The organism is Ramlibacter tataouinensis (assembly GCF_001580455.1).
Classification (GTDB): domain Bacteria; phylum Pseudomonadota; class Gammaproteobacteria; order Burkholderiales; family Burkholderiaceae_C; genus Ramlibacter; species Ramlibacter tataouinensis_B.
Genome location: NZ_CP010951.1, coordinates 4132084 through 4147496, shown reverse-complemented (window position 1 = coordinate 4147496; position 15413 = coordinate 4132084). Strand labels below are relative to the sequence as shown.

Genomic DNA, 15413 nt, shown 5'->3' with positions numbered 1-15413 from the left:
TCGCCTGCTCCAGCGTGGTACGGCGCTAGCTGGTCAGGACCAGGACCCAGTCCCGGTCTCCTGCGGCGTTGGCGCCAGGCGGCGCGAAGGTGCGCGTTCCGCTGTTGGGTAGGGGGCCGATAGCCTGAGAAACGCCGCTCGTCGGGTCGAACCACCTGCCAGTGGTGGCGCTGCGCATTTTTTTCATGTCGATCGTCACCTCGCCGGAGTGACCCGGCCCCAGGTAGGCCACCAGCAGCGTGCCGGCCGGGTTGGCGGCTGCCGCGACGTAGCTGTCCGTGTCGATCGTGCCGCCGCCCGCCGTCACCAGCGTCCCGATACCGCCCATTCCATCGGGAACGAGGGTCCACCATTCAACGGAGCCAATGAACCTGTTCAGGACCGAATGGTGCCGTGTCTGCACGGTGTCCAGATGCGGCACGTAGCCGGGATTCAGCGCCCACACATAGCCGTTGCCGAAGGTGTAGCCGCCGATCGCACTCAGCCATGCCCACCAGCTGTAGCGCCGGATCGGCTGCGTGGCCGAGGGGTTGTAGCTGTTCCCGTCAGGACCTTCCTCATCGAATGGACCCTCCTGCAGGAAAGCGGGAATCGCCGGCGTGTGGGCGTAGCCCTGGCGGCAGATGGAAGCGGTGCGGCCGTTCCATGAGTAGCAGCCGTTGAGATTGATATAGCGGCCGAACGCCGGTTCCTCGGTGCCAATGTGCTCACTGCGCCATTCGTTCGAGAACAGGATGCTCTGTTGACCCGCAACGCTCAGCATTCCGTCGATCCAGGCTTGCTCGACGGCCGTGTACTCGGGTTGGTCGGCAAACGAATAGTCGCCACCGAGCATCCAGACGATGTTCGGAGTGTCCTTGTAGCGATTCGCAAGCCACGCGCCGTAGGACCGCATCCTGGTGGTGCCGTTGGCGGCCATCTCCACGAGCCACCCGTCATAGCCCACCAGGAACCCTGCATAGGCAGGGAACCAGAGCACCATCAAATTTCGAGACGCCGCGTAAGCGATGAGCGCGTCGATATTCGACCAGTAAGGCGCGTTCGGTTGCGTGAAATCCGGTGCTTCCGCGCTGGCGTTGCCATAGGTCAGCGTGCCGTCCCAGGTGCTGCCGTCAAGCCTCTTCGAAAAGGGCGCGTTTCCCTCCCCATCGAACGGAGGATGGCCGTTCCCGGGAAAGTGGTGCAGCCAGAACTCGATGCCGGTGAAGCCACGTGCTGCGGTGTCGTCTATGACCGCCTGGTATTCGGCTCGAGGCAGCGCCGGAATGTTCCACACCGTGCGGACCAGGACCGGAAATGCATTCCCGCTCCTGTCCGTCAGATACCTTCCCCCCGCCTCGATCGCCAATGGAAATGCGCCTGCGGCGGCGGGCGCGGGCGGCGGGACCGGGATGGGTGCCGGCGGTGGTGGCGTGCCCGATGACTCCGGCGTGGGGGCCACGGGCCCGCCGCCGCCACCGCCTCCACCGCCGCAAGAGACCGCCTGCACCGCCGCAAAGGCCGCAACAACGTTCAAGAAACGACGACGCGTCACTGAATCCGACTGTGCGGACGCGACCGACTTGTACATCGAAGTCAGTGTCCCACACCCCGTGGCGTCGATGGGGCTCAGGAATACGCGTCTGGCGGCGCAACAACGTGAGGCAGCGGAAGCGCGCGCCGGCCCCTATCGCCGAGCAACAGGCACGGATGTGCCCGTGGGCCGTCGAGCCAGCGTCCGCAGCGGGTCAACCACCGCCTGCTGCGAATGCACGCGGGCGATCGGGAAAGATCCCGGATGCGTCAGCGCACGAACTTGCCGTCGTTGCGCACCCGCACGAGCTCGACGAAATGCGAGCCGGTCGAGCGGCCGCCGGAGAAATCCAGGTCCATGCCGGCGATGCGTGCCTTCAGCTTGCGAAGCACCGCGTGCAGCCGCTCGCGGGTGAGCTCGCGGCCGGCCTGGCGCAGTGCTTCGATCGTCACGCGGCCGGCCACGTAGCCTTCGTAGCTGTGGTAGCCGACAGGCACCTGCGCGGCCTCGCAGCCTTTGCGGTACAGGTTGGCATCGGGATTGGCCGCGTCCCACGGATACGGCGTGACCTGGGAGATCGTCAGCCCCTTCGACTGCTCACCCAGCAACCGTGCAGTCACATCGCCCGCGAGGATCGACATGCCGTAGAAGCTGGGCGCGCCGCCCTGCGCCCAGACCGACTTCATCACTTCCGCGGCCGGCGGACCGCTGAGGAACATGATCACCGCCTGGGCATCTGCACGCGCCAGCGTCTTGCCGGCATCGCTGGCGTTCTTGCCGTCCGGCGCCACGCCGACCGAGCCGGTCAGGCGCAGTTTGTGGCGTGCGGCCGCGGCATCGAGCTGGCCCAGGACTTCCAGGCCGCCGGGCGTGCCCACATGGGCCACCGCGAGCCGCTGGATGCCCAGGGTGCTCAGGTGCGTCACCAGCGCATCGGACTCGCGCTGCTGGCTGGCGCGCGTGTAGTAGGCCACCCCCTCGGTCTTCTCGCGCACCGAGTCGACCACGGCGGTGGTGCCGATCAGGGGCGCGCCTGCCTCCTTCAGGACGGGCAGGCCGGCCAGGGTGGTTCCCGCGCCGGCCCCCAACACGCAGGCGAAGACCTGGTGCTCCTGCAGCAGCGCCTTGTAGTTGGCGGCCGCCCGTGCAGGATCGAGGCCGTCGTCCAGCGACACCACGCGCAGCTGGCGTCCGGCCACGCCGCCCCGGGCGTTGGCTTCGCTGAACGCGACCCTCATGCCGCCTTGCATGGCCAGCGCGCCCACGCCCAGCGGGCCGCTGGAGACCACGCTCTGGCCCAGCAGAACTTCCTTGTCGCTGACTCCGGGTTCCGTCCGGGCCGCGACTGCCGCGGAGCCGGTCATCGCGGCGGCTGCGCTGAAGATGAAATTGCGTCGTTGCATCGTGAGTGATCCCACGCCCCTGGCGGTCCAGGGGCGAAACGAAAACAGTTGAGAAACGTGAGCCGGGGCGCGTCAGCGGACTGGCCGCCTGACTGCCGGATCCGCCTCGCCGAGGAACAGCTTCATCGTCAGGCGCTGCGCGAAGTTGCCGTACGGCGGGTAGAACAGGCCGATCGGGAACCAGCGATGCCGCTTGAAAACCGTGCGCGCATGCGAGAGCTCGCGAAAGCCCTCGACGCCGTGGTAGGTGCCCATGCCCGAGTTGCCGATGCCGCCAAAGGGCGCGTCGTGGTTGACCACGTGCCAGGCCCAGTCGTTGATCGTCACACCGCCCGAATGCGTGCGGCGCAGCACCTCGGCGCGCGCCGCCGCGTCATGGCTGAAGCAGTACAGGGCCAGCGGACGCGGCCGGCTGCGGATGAATTCGATCGCCTCCTCGTGCGTGCTGTAGGGCACCACCGGCAGCACCGGCCCGAAGATCTCCTCGCGCATCAGCGCCATGTCCGGCGTGCAGCCGGTGACGATCTGCAGCGGCATCTGGCGCCCGTCATCCCCCGCGGCGCAGGCGGTCACCGTGGCGCCCTTGGCCCGCGCATCGTCCAGCAGCGCCCGGATGCGCGCGGCGTGTCGATCGCTGGAGATGGCGGTGTACTCCTCGTTGCCGGTGGTCTGGCTGCCATACATGCGCTGGAAGGCGGACTTCACCTTGGCGACGAACTCCGGGACATGCTCCTGGGGTACCAGCGCATAGTCGGGCGCCACGCAGATCTGGCCGCAGTTGGTGGCCTTGCCATGCGCCACGCGGGCGGCCGCCTCGCCGATCGGGTAGTCGCGCATCACCAGGGCCGGCGACTTGCCGCCCAGCTCCAGCGTCACCGGCGTCAGGTTCTCCGCCGCCTGGCGCATGACGATGCGGCCGACCGCGGGCGAGCCCGTGAACACGATGTGATCGAACGGCAGCGCGGTGAAAGCGCCGGGATCGGCGAGTTCTCCGCCGACCAGGGCGACGTGGTCCTCGCTGAAGACCTCGCCCAGCATCTGCCGCAGCACCGCGTTCGTGGCCGGCGTGACCTCGGGCATCTTGAGCATCACGCGGTTGCCCGCCGCCAGGGCCGCGGCCAGCGGGCCCAGCGACAGGTAGAGCGGGAAGTTCCAGGTGGCGATCACGCCCACCACGCCCTTGGGCTGGTAGGTCACGCGCAGGCTGTTGCTGAGGAACAGCAGCTCGGTGGCACGGCGGCTGGGCTTCATCCAGCGTGCCACATGGCGGATGGCGTGGTTGATTTCCAGCGTGGTGGGCAGGACGTCGAGCATCTTGGACTCGGCGTGGGAGCGGCCGCCGAAGTCCTGGCTGATGGCGTCGGCCAGCACGTCCTGGTAGCGCGCCAGCTGCTTCTTCAGCGCCCGCAGGTGCTGGCGGCGCTCCTGGGCGGACGGGTACGGCTGCGCATCGAACGCCTCCCGCTGCTCGCTGAAGAGTTCGGCGATGCGCGCCTGCGCGTCCACGGTGATCGTACGGTCGTTCATGCTTGCCTCGTCTCCTCAGGCTGTCGGCAGCCGGTGGTCCTTGAACTGCTCGCGCAGCTTGTTCTTCTGCATCTTACCGGTGGCGCCCAGCGGGATGGCGTCGACGAAGACGACGTCGTCGGGCGTCCACCACTTGGCGATCTTGCCCTCGTAGAAGGCGATCAGCGCGTCGCGGGTGAGCTCGGCCCCCGGCTTTTTCACCACCACCAGCAGCGGGCGCTCGTCCCACTTGGGGTGCCGGGCGCCGATGCACGCGGCCATGGCCACGGCCGGATGCGCCATCGCGATGTTCTCCAGGTCGATCGAGCCGATCCATTCGCCGCCGCTCTTGATCACGTCCTTGCTCCGGTCGGTGATCTGCATGAAGCCGTCGGTATCGATGGTGGCCACGTCGCCGGTCGGGAACCACCCGTCCACGAGCGGCTGGCCGCCCTCGCCCTTGAAATACTCGCTGATGATCCAGGGCCCCCGCACCAGCAGTTCGCCCGAGGCCTTGCCGTCGCGCGGCAGCTCCTTGCCGTCGGGGTCCACGATCTTCATGTCGACCCCGAACACCACGCGACCCTGCTTGGCCTGGATCGCATAGCGTTCCTCGCGCGGAAGCTCCACCTGCTTCGCCTTCAGCGTGCAGGCCGTGCCCAGCGGGCTCAGCTCCGTCATGCCCCAGGCGTGCAGCACCTGCACGTCGTAGCGCTCCTGGAAGGCCTTCATCATGGCCGGCGGGCACGCCGAGCCGCCGATGACGGTCCGGCGCATGGTGCTGAACTTGAGGCCGTTGGCCTCCATGTGCGCCAGCAGCGCCTGCCATACGGTCGGCACGCCGGCCGAAAGCGTGACGCCTTCGCTCTCGAACAGATCGTGCAGGCTCTTGCCGTCCAGGTGCGGCCCGGGAAACACCATCTTGGCACCGACCATGCAGGCGATGTAGGGCAGGCTCCAGGCGTTGACATGGAACATCGGCACCACGGGCAGGATGGTGTCGCGCGCCGAGCAGTTCAGGCTGTCGGGCAGCGCAGCCGCATAGGTGTGCAGCACCGTGGAGCGATGGCTGTAGAGCACCCCCTTGGGGTTGCCGGTGGTGCCCGAGGTGTAGCACAGGCAGGAGGCGGTGTTCTCGTCGAACACCGGCCAGTCGAACCGGTCGGAGGCCGCGTCCAGCAGGTCCTCATAGCACAGCAGGTTCGGGATCTTGCTGCTGGCGGGCATGTGCTCCCGGCTGGTCATCGCCACGAAATGCTTGATCGTCTTGACCCGGCCGGCGATGGCTTCGACCAGGGGCAGGAAGGTCATGTCGAAGCACAGCACCTGGTCTTCGGCGTGGTCCGCGATCCACACCACCTGGTCGGGATGCAGGCGCGGATTCATCGTGTGAATCACCGCCCCCATGCCGCAGACGGCGTAGTACAGCTCCATGTGGCGGTAGCCGTTCCAGGCCAGCGTCGCGACGCGGTCGCCGAACCTGGCGCCGAGCGCCGTCATGGCGTTGGCAGCGCGGCGCGAACGGGCAACCAGGTCGCGGAAGGCATAGCGGTGCACGTCACCTTCGACGCGCCGGGACACGATCTGCTGGTCGCCGTGGTGGCGCTCGGCGTGCGTCAACAGCGAGGAGATCAGCAACTGCTGCTGCTGCATGAGTCCGTTCATCTTGAGAGATCCTTGATATTTGAAAGTCACGCCATCGCGCCGGCATCGGCGCGGATCATGTCGGCCGCCTTCTCGCCGATCATGATCGTGGGGGCGTTGGTGTTGCCGCCGATCAGCGTGGGCATGATCGAGGCGTCAGCCACGCGCAGGCGATCCACGCCGCGGACACGCAGCCGCTCGTCCACCACCGCCATGCGGTCGCTGCCCATCTTGCAGGTGCCCACGGGGTGGTACTGGGTGTCGGCGCGGTTGCGGATGTCGCGCTCCACCGCCTTGCGGTCGGACTGGTCCAGCGCATACAGCGGCTTGCCGCGCACGTCGTCGAAGGCGGGCGCGTCCAGGATGGCGCGCTGCAGCCCGGCGCCCCGTACCAGCAGGTCCAGGTCGCGCGGGTCCTCCAGGAAGCGCGGGTTGATGAGAGGCGCATCGAACGGGTTGCTGCTGGCCAGCCCTACGTCCCCCGCCCCCTTCGGGCGCAACACCGTCACATGGCAGCTGAAGCCGTGGCCAAGGTGGGCCTTGCGGGCATGGTCGTCGACGATGGCCTGCACGAACACCAGCTGGATGTCGGGGACCGCGACCTCCGGCTGGCTGCGCAGGAAGGCGCCGGACTCCGCGAAGGGTGTCGTGAGCGGGCCCGAGCGGTGGTTCTTCCACTGGCCGATGCCCTTGATCACCTTCATCCCGCCGGACACGGACACGCCGAAGGTCTCCGTGTTGCTGCGGGTGCGATAGGTGAAGACGTAGTCGATGTGGTCCTGCAGGTTCGCGCCCACGCCCGGCAGGTCGACCTTGGTGGACACCCCCTTGGCCTGCAGCCCCGCGCCCGGCCCGATGCCCGAAAGCATCAGGATCTGCGGCGAGCCGAAGGCGCCCGCGCTGAGGATGACCTCGCGGCGGGCCGTGAAGGTCTGCGAGCGCCCGTCCACGTGCGCCTGCACGCCCACCGCGCGACCGTTCTCGATCAGCACACGCTCCGTGGTGGCGCGGGTGACGACCTTGAGGTTGCTGCGTTTCAGGTTGGGCGTGAGGTACGCCTTGGCGGCGCTGCAGCGCTCGCCCTTGCGCTGCGTCACCTGGTACATGAAGGCGCCCTCTTGGTCCTCACCGTTGTAGTCCGGATTCAGGCGCAGGCCGCGCTGCTTCGCGGCGCGCAGGAAGCGCTGGTTGAAGTCGCTCGGCTCCAGGACCTCGGCCACGTTGAGCGGCCCGCCCTGGCCGTGGAAGCTGCAGCTGGTGTGGGTCTCGTTGTGCTCGGCGCGCTTGAAATAGGGCAGCACGTCCTCGTAGCCCCACCCGGCATTGCCGAGCCCGGCCCAGTGGTCGTAGTCCCAGCGGTGGCCGCGCACATAGAGCATGGCGTTGATCGAGCTGGAGCCACCCAGCGTGCGTCCGCGCGGCTGGTAGCCCTGCCGCCCGTTCAGGCCCGGCTGCGCCACGGTCTTGTAGGCCCAGTTGTTGATCCTGGTCGGCATCATCGCCACCACGCCGGCCGGCGCGTGGATCAGCACGCTGTTGTCCGGCCCGCCGGCTTCGAGAAGAAGCACGCGCACGCTTGGGTCTTCGCTCAGGCGGCCCGCCAGCACGCAGCCGGCGGAGCCGGCGCCCACGACGATGTAGTCGAAAGTCTCGCTCATCATGTCGCTCCCGGTGTGCCTCAGGGTGCGATGGCCGCGCGCGGCTCGACCAGGGGGAACATGCGCGGGAAGGTGTCGAGCAGGCCCAGCACTTCGAACACCTTGGCCTTGTTGCCGCTGACGGTGATCGCACCGCTCTCGATGGCCTTCGGGAAGGTGAGCTGCTGCAGCGAGATCGCGTCCAGCGTGGCCCGAGTCAGCGTGAGCGTGGCGTCAGCGTTGGGCGCCTGCGCCTTCATGGAGGCGCTCAGGGTGCTGTTCTGCAGGCGCAGCACGGCGTCTTCCTTGGTGTCGGTGAAACGCCAGTTCAGCACCGCCGCCTTGCCCGCGGCCTTCGGGCCGTTCAGGCGGATGCCGAGGTAATCAAAGAACATCTCGAGCGGCATGGCGCGGATCGCATCGGGGCTGGCCGTCACGGCGCCAAGCGTTTTCGGCATGCCTTCACGAAGTTCCATGGCACCCTGCAGGTAGGCGTTGCGCGCGGTAGCCGACTCGCTCTGGTAGCCCAGCTGCTCGAGTGCGTCGGCGCCAAGCTGGCGCGCCTCCTGGTTGGCCGGGTCGGCAAACACCAGCTGCGAAGCCAGCTGCGCCACCCAGCGGTACTCGCCGCGCGCATAGTCGTCGCGCGCCTTGGCCAGCACGGCTTGTGCGCCGCCCATGTACTGGACGGTCTTGCGCGCGCTCTCCACCGGCGGCAGGCGATCGAGGTTGGCCGGGTTGCCGTCGTAATAGCCCAGGTAGCGCTGGTAGATGGCTTTCAAGTTGTTCTTGAGGCTGCCGTAGTGCGAATGCACCGACCACTCGCTTTGCAGGCTCGCGGGCAGCTGGACCATGTCGGCCAGCTCCTCGCCCGTGTAGCCGTGGTTCAACAGGCGCAGGGCCTGGTCGTGCAAGTACTTGTAGGCATCACGCTGCTTGCCGAGGTAGTTCTGGACCCGGTCATGGCCCCAGACCGGCCACTGATGCTGGGCGATCACGATGTCGGTGCCGGCGCCGTAGCGCTGCAAGGCGCCATCCAGGTACTTGGACCAGGCCAGCGGGTCGCGCACCAGCGCGCCGCGCATCGGCAGCAGGTTGTGGAAGTTCTGGGTGCCGATTTCCGCCATGTTCAGCACCTTGAACTGCGGGTAGTGCATGATGAACTGAGACGGCGCCTCTGCACCGGGCGCCATCTCGAACACGATGTCGACGCCGTCGATGCGATGCTTCTCCACCGGCTTCTCGATCAGGCGCGTCGGTGCGATCAGCGTGATGCTGCCGGCCGCGAGGCCCTTGCCCAGGCCGGCATCGACCTGGCCGCGCTCGCCGCGCGGAATCATCTGGCCGAACTGGTAGTGCGCTCGCCGCGACATGGCATTGCCGGCGATGACGTTCTCGCCGATAGCCTCGGCCATGAATCCGGCCGGCGCCCAGATGCTGACCTTGCCTGCGTCCACCTCCTTCTGGTCGACGACGCCGCGCACGCCGCCGAAATGGTCGACGTGGCTGTGGGAGTAGATCACCGCCACCACCGGCCGCTTGGGCCGGTGCTTGAAATACAGCTCCATCGCCGCCTGTGCCACCTCGGTGGACAGCAGCGGGTCGATCACGATGAGGCCCTTGTTCCCCTCGATGATGGTCATGTTGGCGATGTCAAAGCCGCGCAGCTGCCAGACGCGGTCCGTCACCTTGAACAGGCCATTGTTCATGTTGAGCTGGGCGTGGCGCCACAGTCCGGGGTGCACGGTCCCAGGCGCCTGCGATTTCTGCAGGAACTCGTAGCCCTTGAGCGTCCAGATGGTCCGGCCGTTGGCGCCGTTGATCACCGCATCGCCCAGCGGCTCGACCAGGCCGCGGGTCGCGTCCTCGAAAGCCTGCCGATCGGCCATCGGCAGCGTGGCAAGCTGGGCCTGCTGGGCCACGCGCGTGGCTTCCGTGGCGTCCTTCGGTTGCTGTTGCTGCTGGGCCCATGCGGGTGCGTACACGCTGGCGATCAGGCCAAGTGCGCAGGTCAGGCGGTGAGCTGTCTTCATGAGTCTCCTTTGGAATCGGGGCAGTGATGCGAGTGCGGCCCTGGTCTTGCGCGAGGGCGAGGCGTATTGGCTCACGGCGGGCCGGGTGCCGACTATCCGAATCCGGTCAGGGACTATCCGAATCTGGTCAAAATGAAGCGCTCAGCTGCAATGGTCGGGGTTAACCCGGGGCACACGCCTTTCGGACTTGGACAGCGGCCCGGATAATCGGCGGCCTACCCATGGTTGCTTCCGTGCCAGCCGACATCGCCACCGCACCGTCCGCCGGGGCTGCAGTGCGCAGCTTCACGCGGATGCCCAGCTTCGATCCAAGCGCCATGCGTATGGCGATCCAGGACGGTGCGCTCGAACATGTGCAGGTGGGCCGCGGGGTGTTCCAGGGCACCATCACCCATTCAGCCACCAGCGGTTTGCGCACAGCCTGGGGCAGCTACAACCTGCCGGTGCAGGCGCGCGGACAGCTGAAAGGCGACGCGCTCACGCTCGGCGTCTTCATCGGCGGCCAGGACGCCTGGCGGGTGCTCGGCGCGCCAGCCTGTAGCGGTGACATGGTGCTGCTGCGCGAGGGCGGTGAACTGCTGGTCAACCTCCCGCCGCAGGCGCAGTGGCTGGCCTTGCAGGTTTCGCGGGAGCGACTGGAGTCCGCGGGTGTGCCACTGGATGGATTGCGCGGTGCTTCAGCATGGCGCATGGGCGAAATCGACGGTGACGCGGGGTGCCGCCAGCTGGCCGCCCTGCTGCCCATGCTGGCGCCGCTCGAGGCTACTCCCGCCTGCCTGGACTTTGCGATCCCCGAGGCCCAGGAGCAACTATTGACGGCCCTGCTGTGCGAGTGGGAGCGGCGGCGCGCCGCCCGGGGCGAGAGGCACGCCGAGGCTCTACAGGCCGACAAACTCTGGCGCGTCGTGCGGCGCGCCGAGGACTACATCGAAGCCAATCCGCAGTCCACTTTGCGCATCGACGACCTATGCAGCGCCGCATGCACCAGCCTGTCGACGCTGCAGCGTGCCTTCCGAGAAGCTTTCGGTCTGTCGCCGCGCCGCTACCTGGCGCTGCGCCGGCTCGCGGGGGTGCGCAATGAACTGCTGAACGGAAGCCCGGGTCTGTCGATCACCGAAGTGGCTGCCCGCTGGGGATTCTTCCACCTCGGGCGCTTCGCCCAGGAGTATGGCCAGCTCTTTCACGAGCGGCCATCGGAAACAAAAGCGCGGTGGCAGGCGCCCTCGTGACGGGCGGCGAACAGGCTGCTGTCACTCGACCGCGAAGGCGGTAACAGGATCAGGGAAGCGCCGGAATCTCGACCCCGGCGAGGCATCCCGCCATGGGACCAAGGTCCAATTGCTAGGGGTCGCCTGCGGCAGATCAGATGCCGGTCATTCAGGACCACCCATGCAGGACATCCCGCCGAGTCAGCCTGCCCGTGCGGCCGGGCACGTCGATGCCAACACCGAAATGTCCATGCGCCGCACGGGCATGTCCTTCCAGCGCACGCGCATGAGCGCCGACCGAACGCTGATGTCGGTGATCCGCACCTCGCTGTCGCTGATCGGCTTCGGCTTCACCATCTTCCAGTTCTTCGACAAGCTGAAGAAGGCCGACCTGATCACGCTCGCCCACGCGCCGCGGAACTTCGGCACCGCGCTGGTCGCGCTCGGCATCGGGATGCTGGTGCTGGGCATCGTCTACCACGTCCAGTTCATGATCGGGCTTCGCAAGACGCGCGAGGCCATGAAGGCCGAAGGCCTGGTCCATGCCGAGAGCCACTTCCCCGCGTCGCTGACGCTGATCATCGCGGTGTTGCTGCTCGCCATCGGCGTGGTGGCCATCGTCAACATGGTCCTCAACTGAGTCGCCGATGGACGCCGCGCAGTTGATCCAGCTCGCGCTCCAGGCGAGCGTCGCCCTGCTGATCTTCAGCATCGGCGTGAACGCGACATTCTCCGACCTCACGTTCCTCGCGCGCCGGCCGGGTCTGCTGCTGCGCTCGCTGCTGGCGATGAACGTGGTGATGCCCTGCATTGCCATCGCCCTGTACCTCATCTTCGATCCGCCGGCACCGGTCCCGGCCGTCCTGGTGGGACTGTCGCTGGCGCCGGTGCCGCCGATCCTGCCCAAGAAGGAGCTGAAAGCCGGTGGCGCGAGATCGTACGTGCTCGGCCTGTTGGCGGCCGCCGCGCTCTTCGCGATCGTCTTCGTGCCGGTCGCTGCGCATCTCATCGCGCAGCTCTTCGGGCGGGTATTGAATGTCTCGCCCGTCGCCGTTGCCAAGGTCGTGGCCATTTCGATCCTGGTGCCGATCCTGGCGGGGGTCTGCTTCAGGCGAATCGCGCCCCAGGCGGCGCAGCGCCTCTCGCTGCCGCTGGCGCGTTTGGGCGGCGTGCTGCTCTTGGTCGCGTCCTTGCCGGTGCTGATCGGGGAATGGCCGGCGGTCAAGTCGCTGATCGGCAATTTCAGCGTGCTCGTGTTCGCGCTCTTCGTGGCGGCCGGGTTGGCCGTGGGACACTGGCTGGGCGGGCCGGACCCCGAGGACCGCAGCGTGCTGGCGCTGTCCACCGCGACGCGGCACCCGGGCGTGACGATCGTCATGACACAGCAGATGGCTGATATGTCGTCGATTCTGGCCGCGGTGATGCTTGCGTTCGTCGTCACCGCGGTGGTGTCGGCGCCCTATGTGATCTGGAGAAGGCGCAGCATCGACGCGGTCCGCTCGCGCGAGGCGGCACCGCGTTGAGTTCAAGGGAGAGCCAATGAGCGCAACTGTCGAGAGGGTGTCGTCCCGGTCCGTGATGCGGGAAGGCATGATCTGGATCCCGGGCGGCACGTTCCGCATGGGTTCGGATGTTCACTATCCGGAGGAAGCGCCGATGCACTTCGTGCGCGTGGATGGTTTCTGGATCGATCGCACGCCGGTCACCAACGGCCAGTTCCGCCGATTCGTCGAGGCCACGGGCTACGTGACCTTCGCCGAGAAGGCGCCGGACCCCAAGGACTACCCCGGCGCGCTGCCGCACATGCTGAAGGCCGGGTCCATGGTCTTCACGCCGCCGGGCCATCCGGTGGATTTGCGCAATTTCGCCAACTGGTGGGATTTCAAGTTCGGGGCGAACTGGCGGCGGCCCTATGGACCGCGCAGCTCCATCAGCGGCCTCGATGACCACCCGGTCGTGCACGTGGCCTGGCAGGACGTGCTGGCCTTCGCCAGCTGGGCGCAGAAGGACCTGCCGACCGAGGCCGAGTGGGAATTCGCCGCGCGCGGCGGGCTCGACGGTGCGGAGTTCGCCTGGGGCGACGAGTTCACGCCCGGCGGGCGTCATCGGGCCAACACCTGGCAGGGCGGGTTTCCGAACGAGAACCTGAAGTCCGACGGTTACGAGCGGACGTCGCCGGTGAGCGCCTTCCCGCCCAACGGCTATGGCCTGCACGACATGATCGGCAACGTGTGGGAGTGGACCGTGGACTGGTTCTCGGCGAAGCACGAGGCCCAGGCGCCGTCACCCTGCTGCGCAGCGCACGACCCGCGCGGCGGGCGTGAGGACGGGAGCTTCGATCCCTGCCAGCCCGAGATCCGCATCCCGCGCAAGGTGCTCAAGGGCGGTTCGCACCTATGCGCGCCGAACTACTGCCGCCGCTACCGGCCGGCGGCGCGCCACGCGCAGCCCGTCGACACCTCGACGAGCCATGTGGGCTTCCGCTGCGTGCGGCATGCCCCGGGTCCCTGACCATGCGCGAATGGATTTTCATCGCGGGTGAGTACACCGTCCTCCTCATCGACGCCATCGCGCTGATCCTGATCCTGGTCGGCACGCTCCAGGCCGCGTTTGCAGCCGGCCGCGCGCTGTTCTCTCCCCTGTCCGAGTCCGAACGGAAAGCGACCTGGTTGCGGTATGCCCGCATCCTGAGCGGCGCCCTGACCTTCCTGCTGGGCGCCGACATCCTGGAGACCGCACTCACCAAGGACCTGGAAACCGTCGCGCATGTGGCGGCCGTGGCCGTGATCCGGACCTTTCTCAACTACTTCCTCGCGCGGGACGAGGCCGAATTGAAGGCGGAAATGGACCGGGAGACGGCAAGGGAAGCCCGCGCCTGAGGACACTCAGGCATGGGTCGCCACGACGACGGCCGACCATGCGAGCAGTGCCAATCCCAGGGGCGCGCTCAGGCGCCGGCCCCAAGCCACGTTCTTCTCGACCGCCATCACCGCCGCCAGCAGCAGCATCCAGCCCAGGCTGCCCGCGCCGAGGGCGAACATCAGCATCATCAGCGCCCAGCAGCAGCCGACGCAGTACAGGCCGTGGTGCGCGCCGAGCGCGAAGGCGTCGCGCTCGGGCGCCGTGCCGCGCCAGTGCTGCATGACGAAGCTGAGCGGCGTGCGGCACTTGTCCAGGCACCGGTACTTGAGGCGGCTGAACTGGAAGGCGCCGGCCAGCGCGATCGTGGCCGCCCCGATCACCCACCCATGCCAGGCCAGTTCAGGAATGCGGGCGAGCAGCGCCAGCAGCGCGGCGTGCAGCGCATGCGCCGCCAGTCCGAACGCGCCCCACACCGCCATGTAGCCCAGCGCCAGCCGCACCAGCAGCCCACCGTGGTCGGCACGTCCGGCCGTCACCCGGTCGAACGCGTTGAACAGGGGCAAGGTGGTTGGCAGCATCATCGCCGCCGTCATCAGGATCCAGGCGGCGGCATAGAGGGCCGCCGGCACCAGGATGCCGCCCGCCGGCACGGCCTGGCACAGGAAGGCGGCGGGCCCGGAGGCCGTCCAGTCGCCGTGCTCCATGTAGCGGCCGTAGGGGCTGCGCGTCCAGGCCCACAACGCCGCCCATGCCAGCGCAACCAAGGCCGCCAGCACGGGGATGAAGACGCGGGCATGGCGCGAGGTGCGCGCCGGCAGCGCGCCCGCCGGCGCGTTCATGCGTCAAACACGAACGTGCTCTGCAGCGCGTTATGGTTCTGGATGTTCAGGTCAATGCCGAGCGCAGGGTTGCGGCTGCGGTATTGCGGCGCCTTGCCCACGAACACCGGCGCGCCGGGTACCGTGGAAAACACCGTATCCGACAGCGTCGTCTGGGCTCCCGTGGCGTTGCGGTAGGGTTCGAGTATGGCGTAGTAGTTGCTGCCGATGGCCAGTTCACCCTTGCCTTCGTCGACTGTGAACTTGATCGGCGCTCGCTCCACCGACACCACCGTGCCTATGAGCTTGGCCAGCTCGGCCACCGGTCCACCGGCTTGGCCGGTATAGACCTTGAGCATCGCCTTTTCCTGTTCCTCGGACGCGTTCTCGTCGACGAAGATGGCAGCGGTCCAGTTGCCCTGCAGAATGTTGCCCGGCACATGCGCGACGGCTGCGATGGTGTTGCCTCCCACGCTCACGCCGTCGACCGTGCCCTTGTCGATGCGCCACGCGATGATGGTGTCGCAGGTTCCGTTGTCCGGGTCCTCGCCGATCCAGCAGGGACACAGGACATTGCAGTTGCAGACCTCGAGAAGACGGCCTTCCAGGTGGTAGCTCATGGGGCTCCCTTCGAAATGGGATGACTCGAACACGGCCTGCCGTCACGGCCTGCGACAGCAGGGGTCGAATCAATCTAGGCGGCGCATGAGCCCAAGTCAAATCCGGCAAGGCAAGAGGAAGCCGGAGCCACAGGCCCCGGCCCTCTTCGCGCAGAAAAGTCGATCGATG

The 15413-nt window shown here is 67.6% G+C and carries 13 protein-coding genes; 5 read left to right on the top strand and 8 right to left on the bottom strand.

The genetic code is table 11. The features are described 5' to 3' along the window. Window positions 1-25 precede the first annotated feature (25 nt). From UC35_RS19215 to UC35_RS19190, 6 genes are all read right to left on the bottom strand, one after another. Complete coding sequence (locus UC35_RS19215) at window positions 26-1570, bottom strand: DUF4038 domain-containing protein (protein ID WP_145979549.1); 1545 nt, start codon at window positions 1568-1570, stop codon at window positions 26-28. Between the two features lie 212 nt (window positions 1571-1782). Next, a complete protein-coding gene (locus UC35_RS19210) occupies window positions 1783-2916 on the bottom strand; it encodes an ABC transporter substrate-binding protein (RefSeq protein ID WP_061502557.1) in 1134 nt (377 codons plus the stop codon). A gap of 72 nt (window positions 2917-2988) precedes the next feature. After that, complete coding sequence (locus UC35_RS19205) at window positions 2989-4443, bottom strand: coniferyl aldehyde dehydrogenase (RefSeq protein WP_061502555.1); 1455 nt, start codon at window positions 4441-4443, stop codon at window positions 2989-2991. Window positions 4444-4458: 15 nt separating this feature from the next. Beyond that, window positions 4459-6087 carry a 3-(methylthio)propionyl-CoA ligase gene (locus UC35_RS19200; RefSeq protein WP_061502553.1) on the bottom strand — a complete coding sequence of 543 codons (1629 nt, stop codon included), beginning with the start codon at window positions 6085-6087 and terminating at the stop codon, window positions 4459-4461. Between the two features lie 26 nt (window positions 6088-6113). Next, window positions 6114-7724: a GMC family oxidoreductase gene (locus UC35_RS19195; RefSeq protein ID WP_145979548.1), complete on the bottom strand. Its 1611-nt coding sequence runs from the start codon at window positions 7722-7724 to the stop codon at window positions 6114-6116. A gap of 20 nt (window positions 7725-7744) precedes the next feature. Then, window positions 7745-9736, bottom strand: coding sequence for an alkyl/aryl-sulfatase (locus tag UC35_RS19190; RefSeq protein ID WP_061502550.1), 1992 nt, complete (start codon window positions 9734-9736; stop codon window positions 7745-7747). Window positions 9737-9957: 221 nt separating this feature from the next. Between UC35_RS19190 and UC35_RS19185 the strand changes: the two genes are divergently transcribed. The 5 genes from UC35_RS19185 to UC35_RS19165 all read left to right on the top strand — a co-directional run bounded on the left by UC35_RS19185 (window position 9958) and on the right by UC35_RS19165 (window position 13823). Beyond that, window positions 9958-10965 (top strand): AraC family transcriptional regulator, encoded by a 1008-nt coding sequence (locus UC35_RS19185; protein ID WP_061502548.1) that lies wholly within the window; start codon window positions 9958-9960, stop codon window positions 10963-10965. Between the two features lie 160 nt (window positions 10966-11125). Then, entirely contained in the window at window positions 11126-11584 is a 459-nt protein-coding gene (locus UC35_RS19180; protein ID WP_061502546.1) for a YidH family protein, read from the top strand. A 7-nt stretch (window positions 11585-11591) separates the two neighbouring features. Beyond that, window positions 11592-12467, top strand: coding sequence for a bile acid:sodium symporter family protein (locus UC35_RS19175; protein ID WP_061502544.1), 876 nt, complete (start codon window positions 11592-11594; stop codon window positions 12465-12467). Window positions 12468-12483: 16 nt separating this feature from the next. Next, on the top strand, window positions 12484-13455 hold the full coding sequence (locus tag UC35_RS19170) for a formylglycine-generating enzyme family protein (RefSeq protein WP_061502542.1): 972 nt from the start codon (window positions 12484-12486) through the stop codon (window positions 13453-13455). Between the two features lie 2 nt (window positions 13456-13457). Further along, complete coding sequence (locus tag UC35_RS19165; protein WP_061502540.1) at window positions 13458-13823, top strand: DUF1622 domain-containing protein; 366 nt, start codon at window positions 13458-13460, stop codon at window positions 13821-13823. 6 nt (window positions 13824-13829) lie between these two features. Here the strand turns inward: UC35_RS19165 and UC35_RS19160 are convergent, their stop codons facing one another. Continuing rightward, entirely contained in the window at window positions 13830-14645 is an 816-nt protein-coding gene (locus UC35_RS19160; RefSeq protein ID WP_061502539.1) for a DUF2182 domain-containing protein, read from the bottom strand. After that, window positions 14642-15244 carry a DUF1326 domain-containing protein gene (locus UC35_RS19155; protein ID WP_061502537.1) on the bottom strand — a complete coding sequence of 201 codons (603 nt, stop codon included), beginning with the start codon at window positions 15242-15244 and terminating at the stop codon, window positions 14642-14644. Before UC35_RS19155 ends, UC35_RS19160 begins: the two co-directional genes overlap by 4 nt. Window positions 15245-15413: the final 169 nt, after the last annotated feature.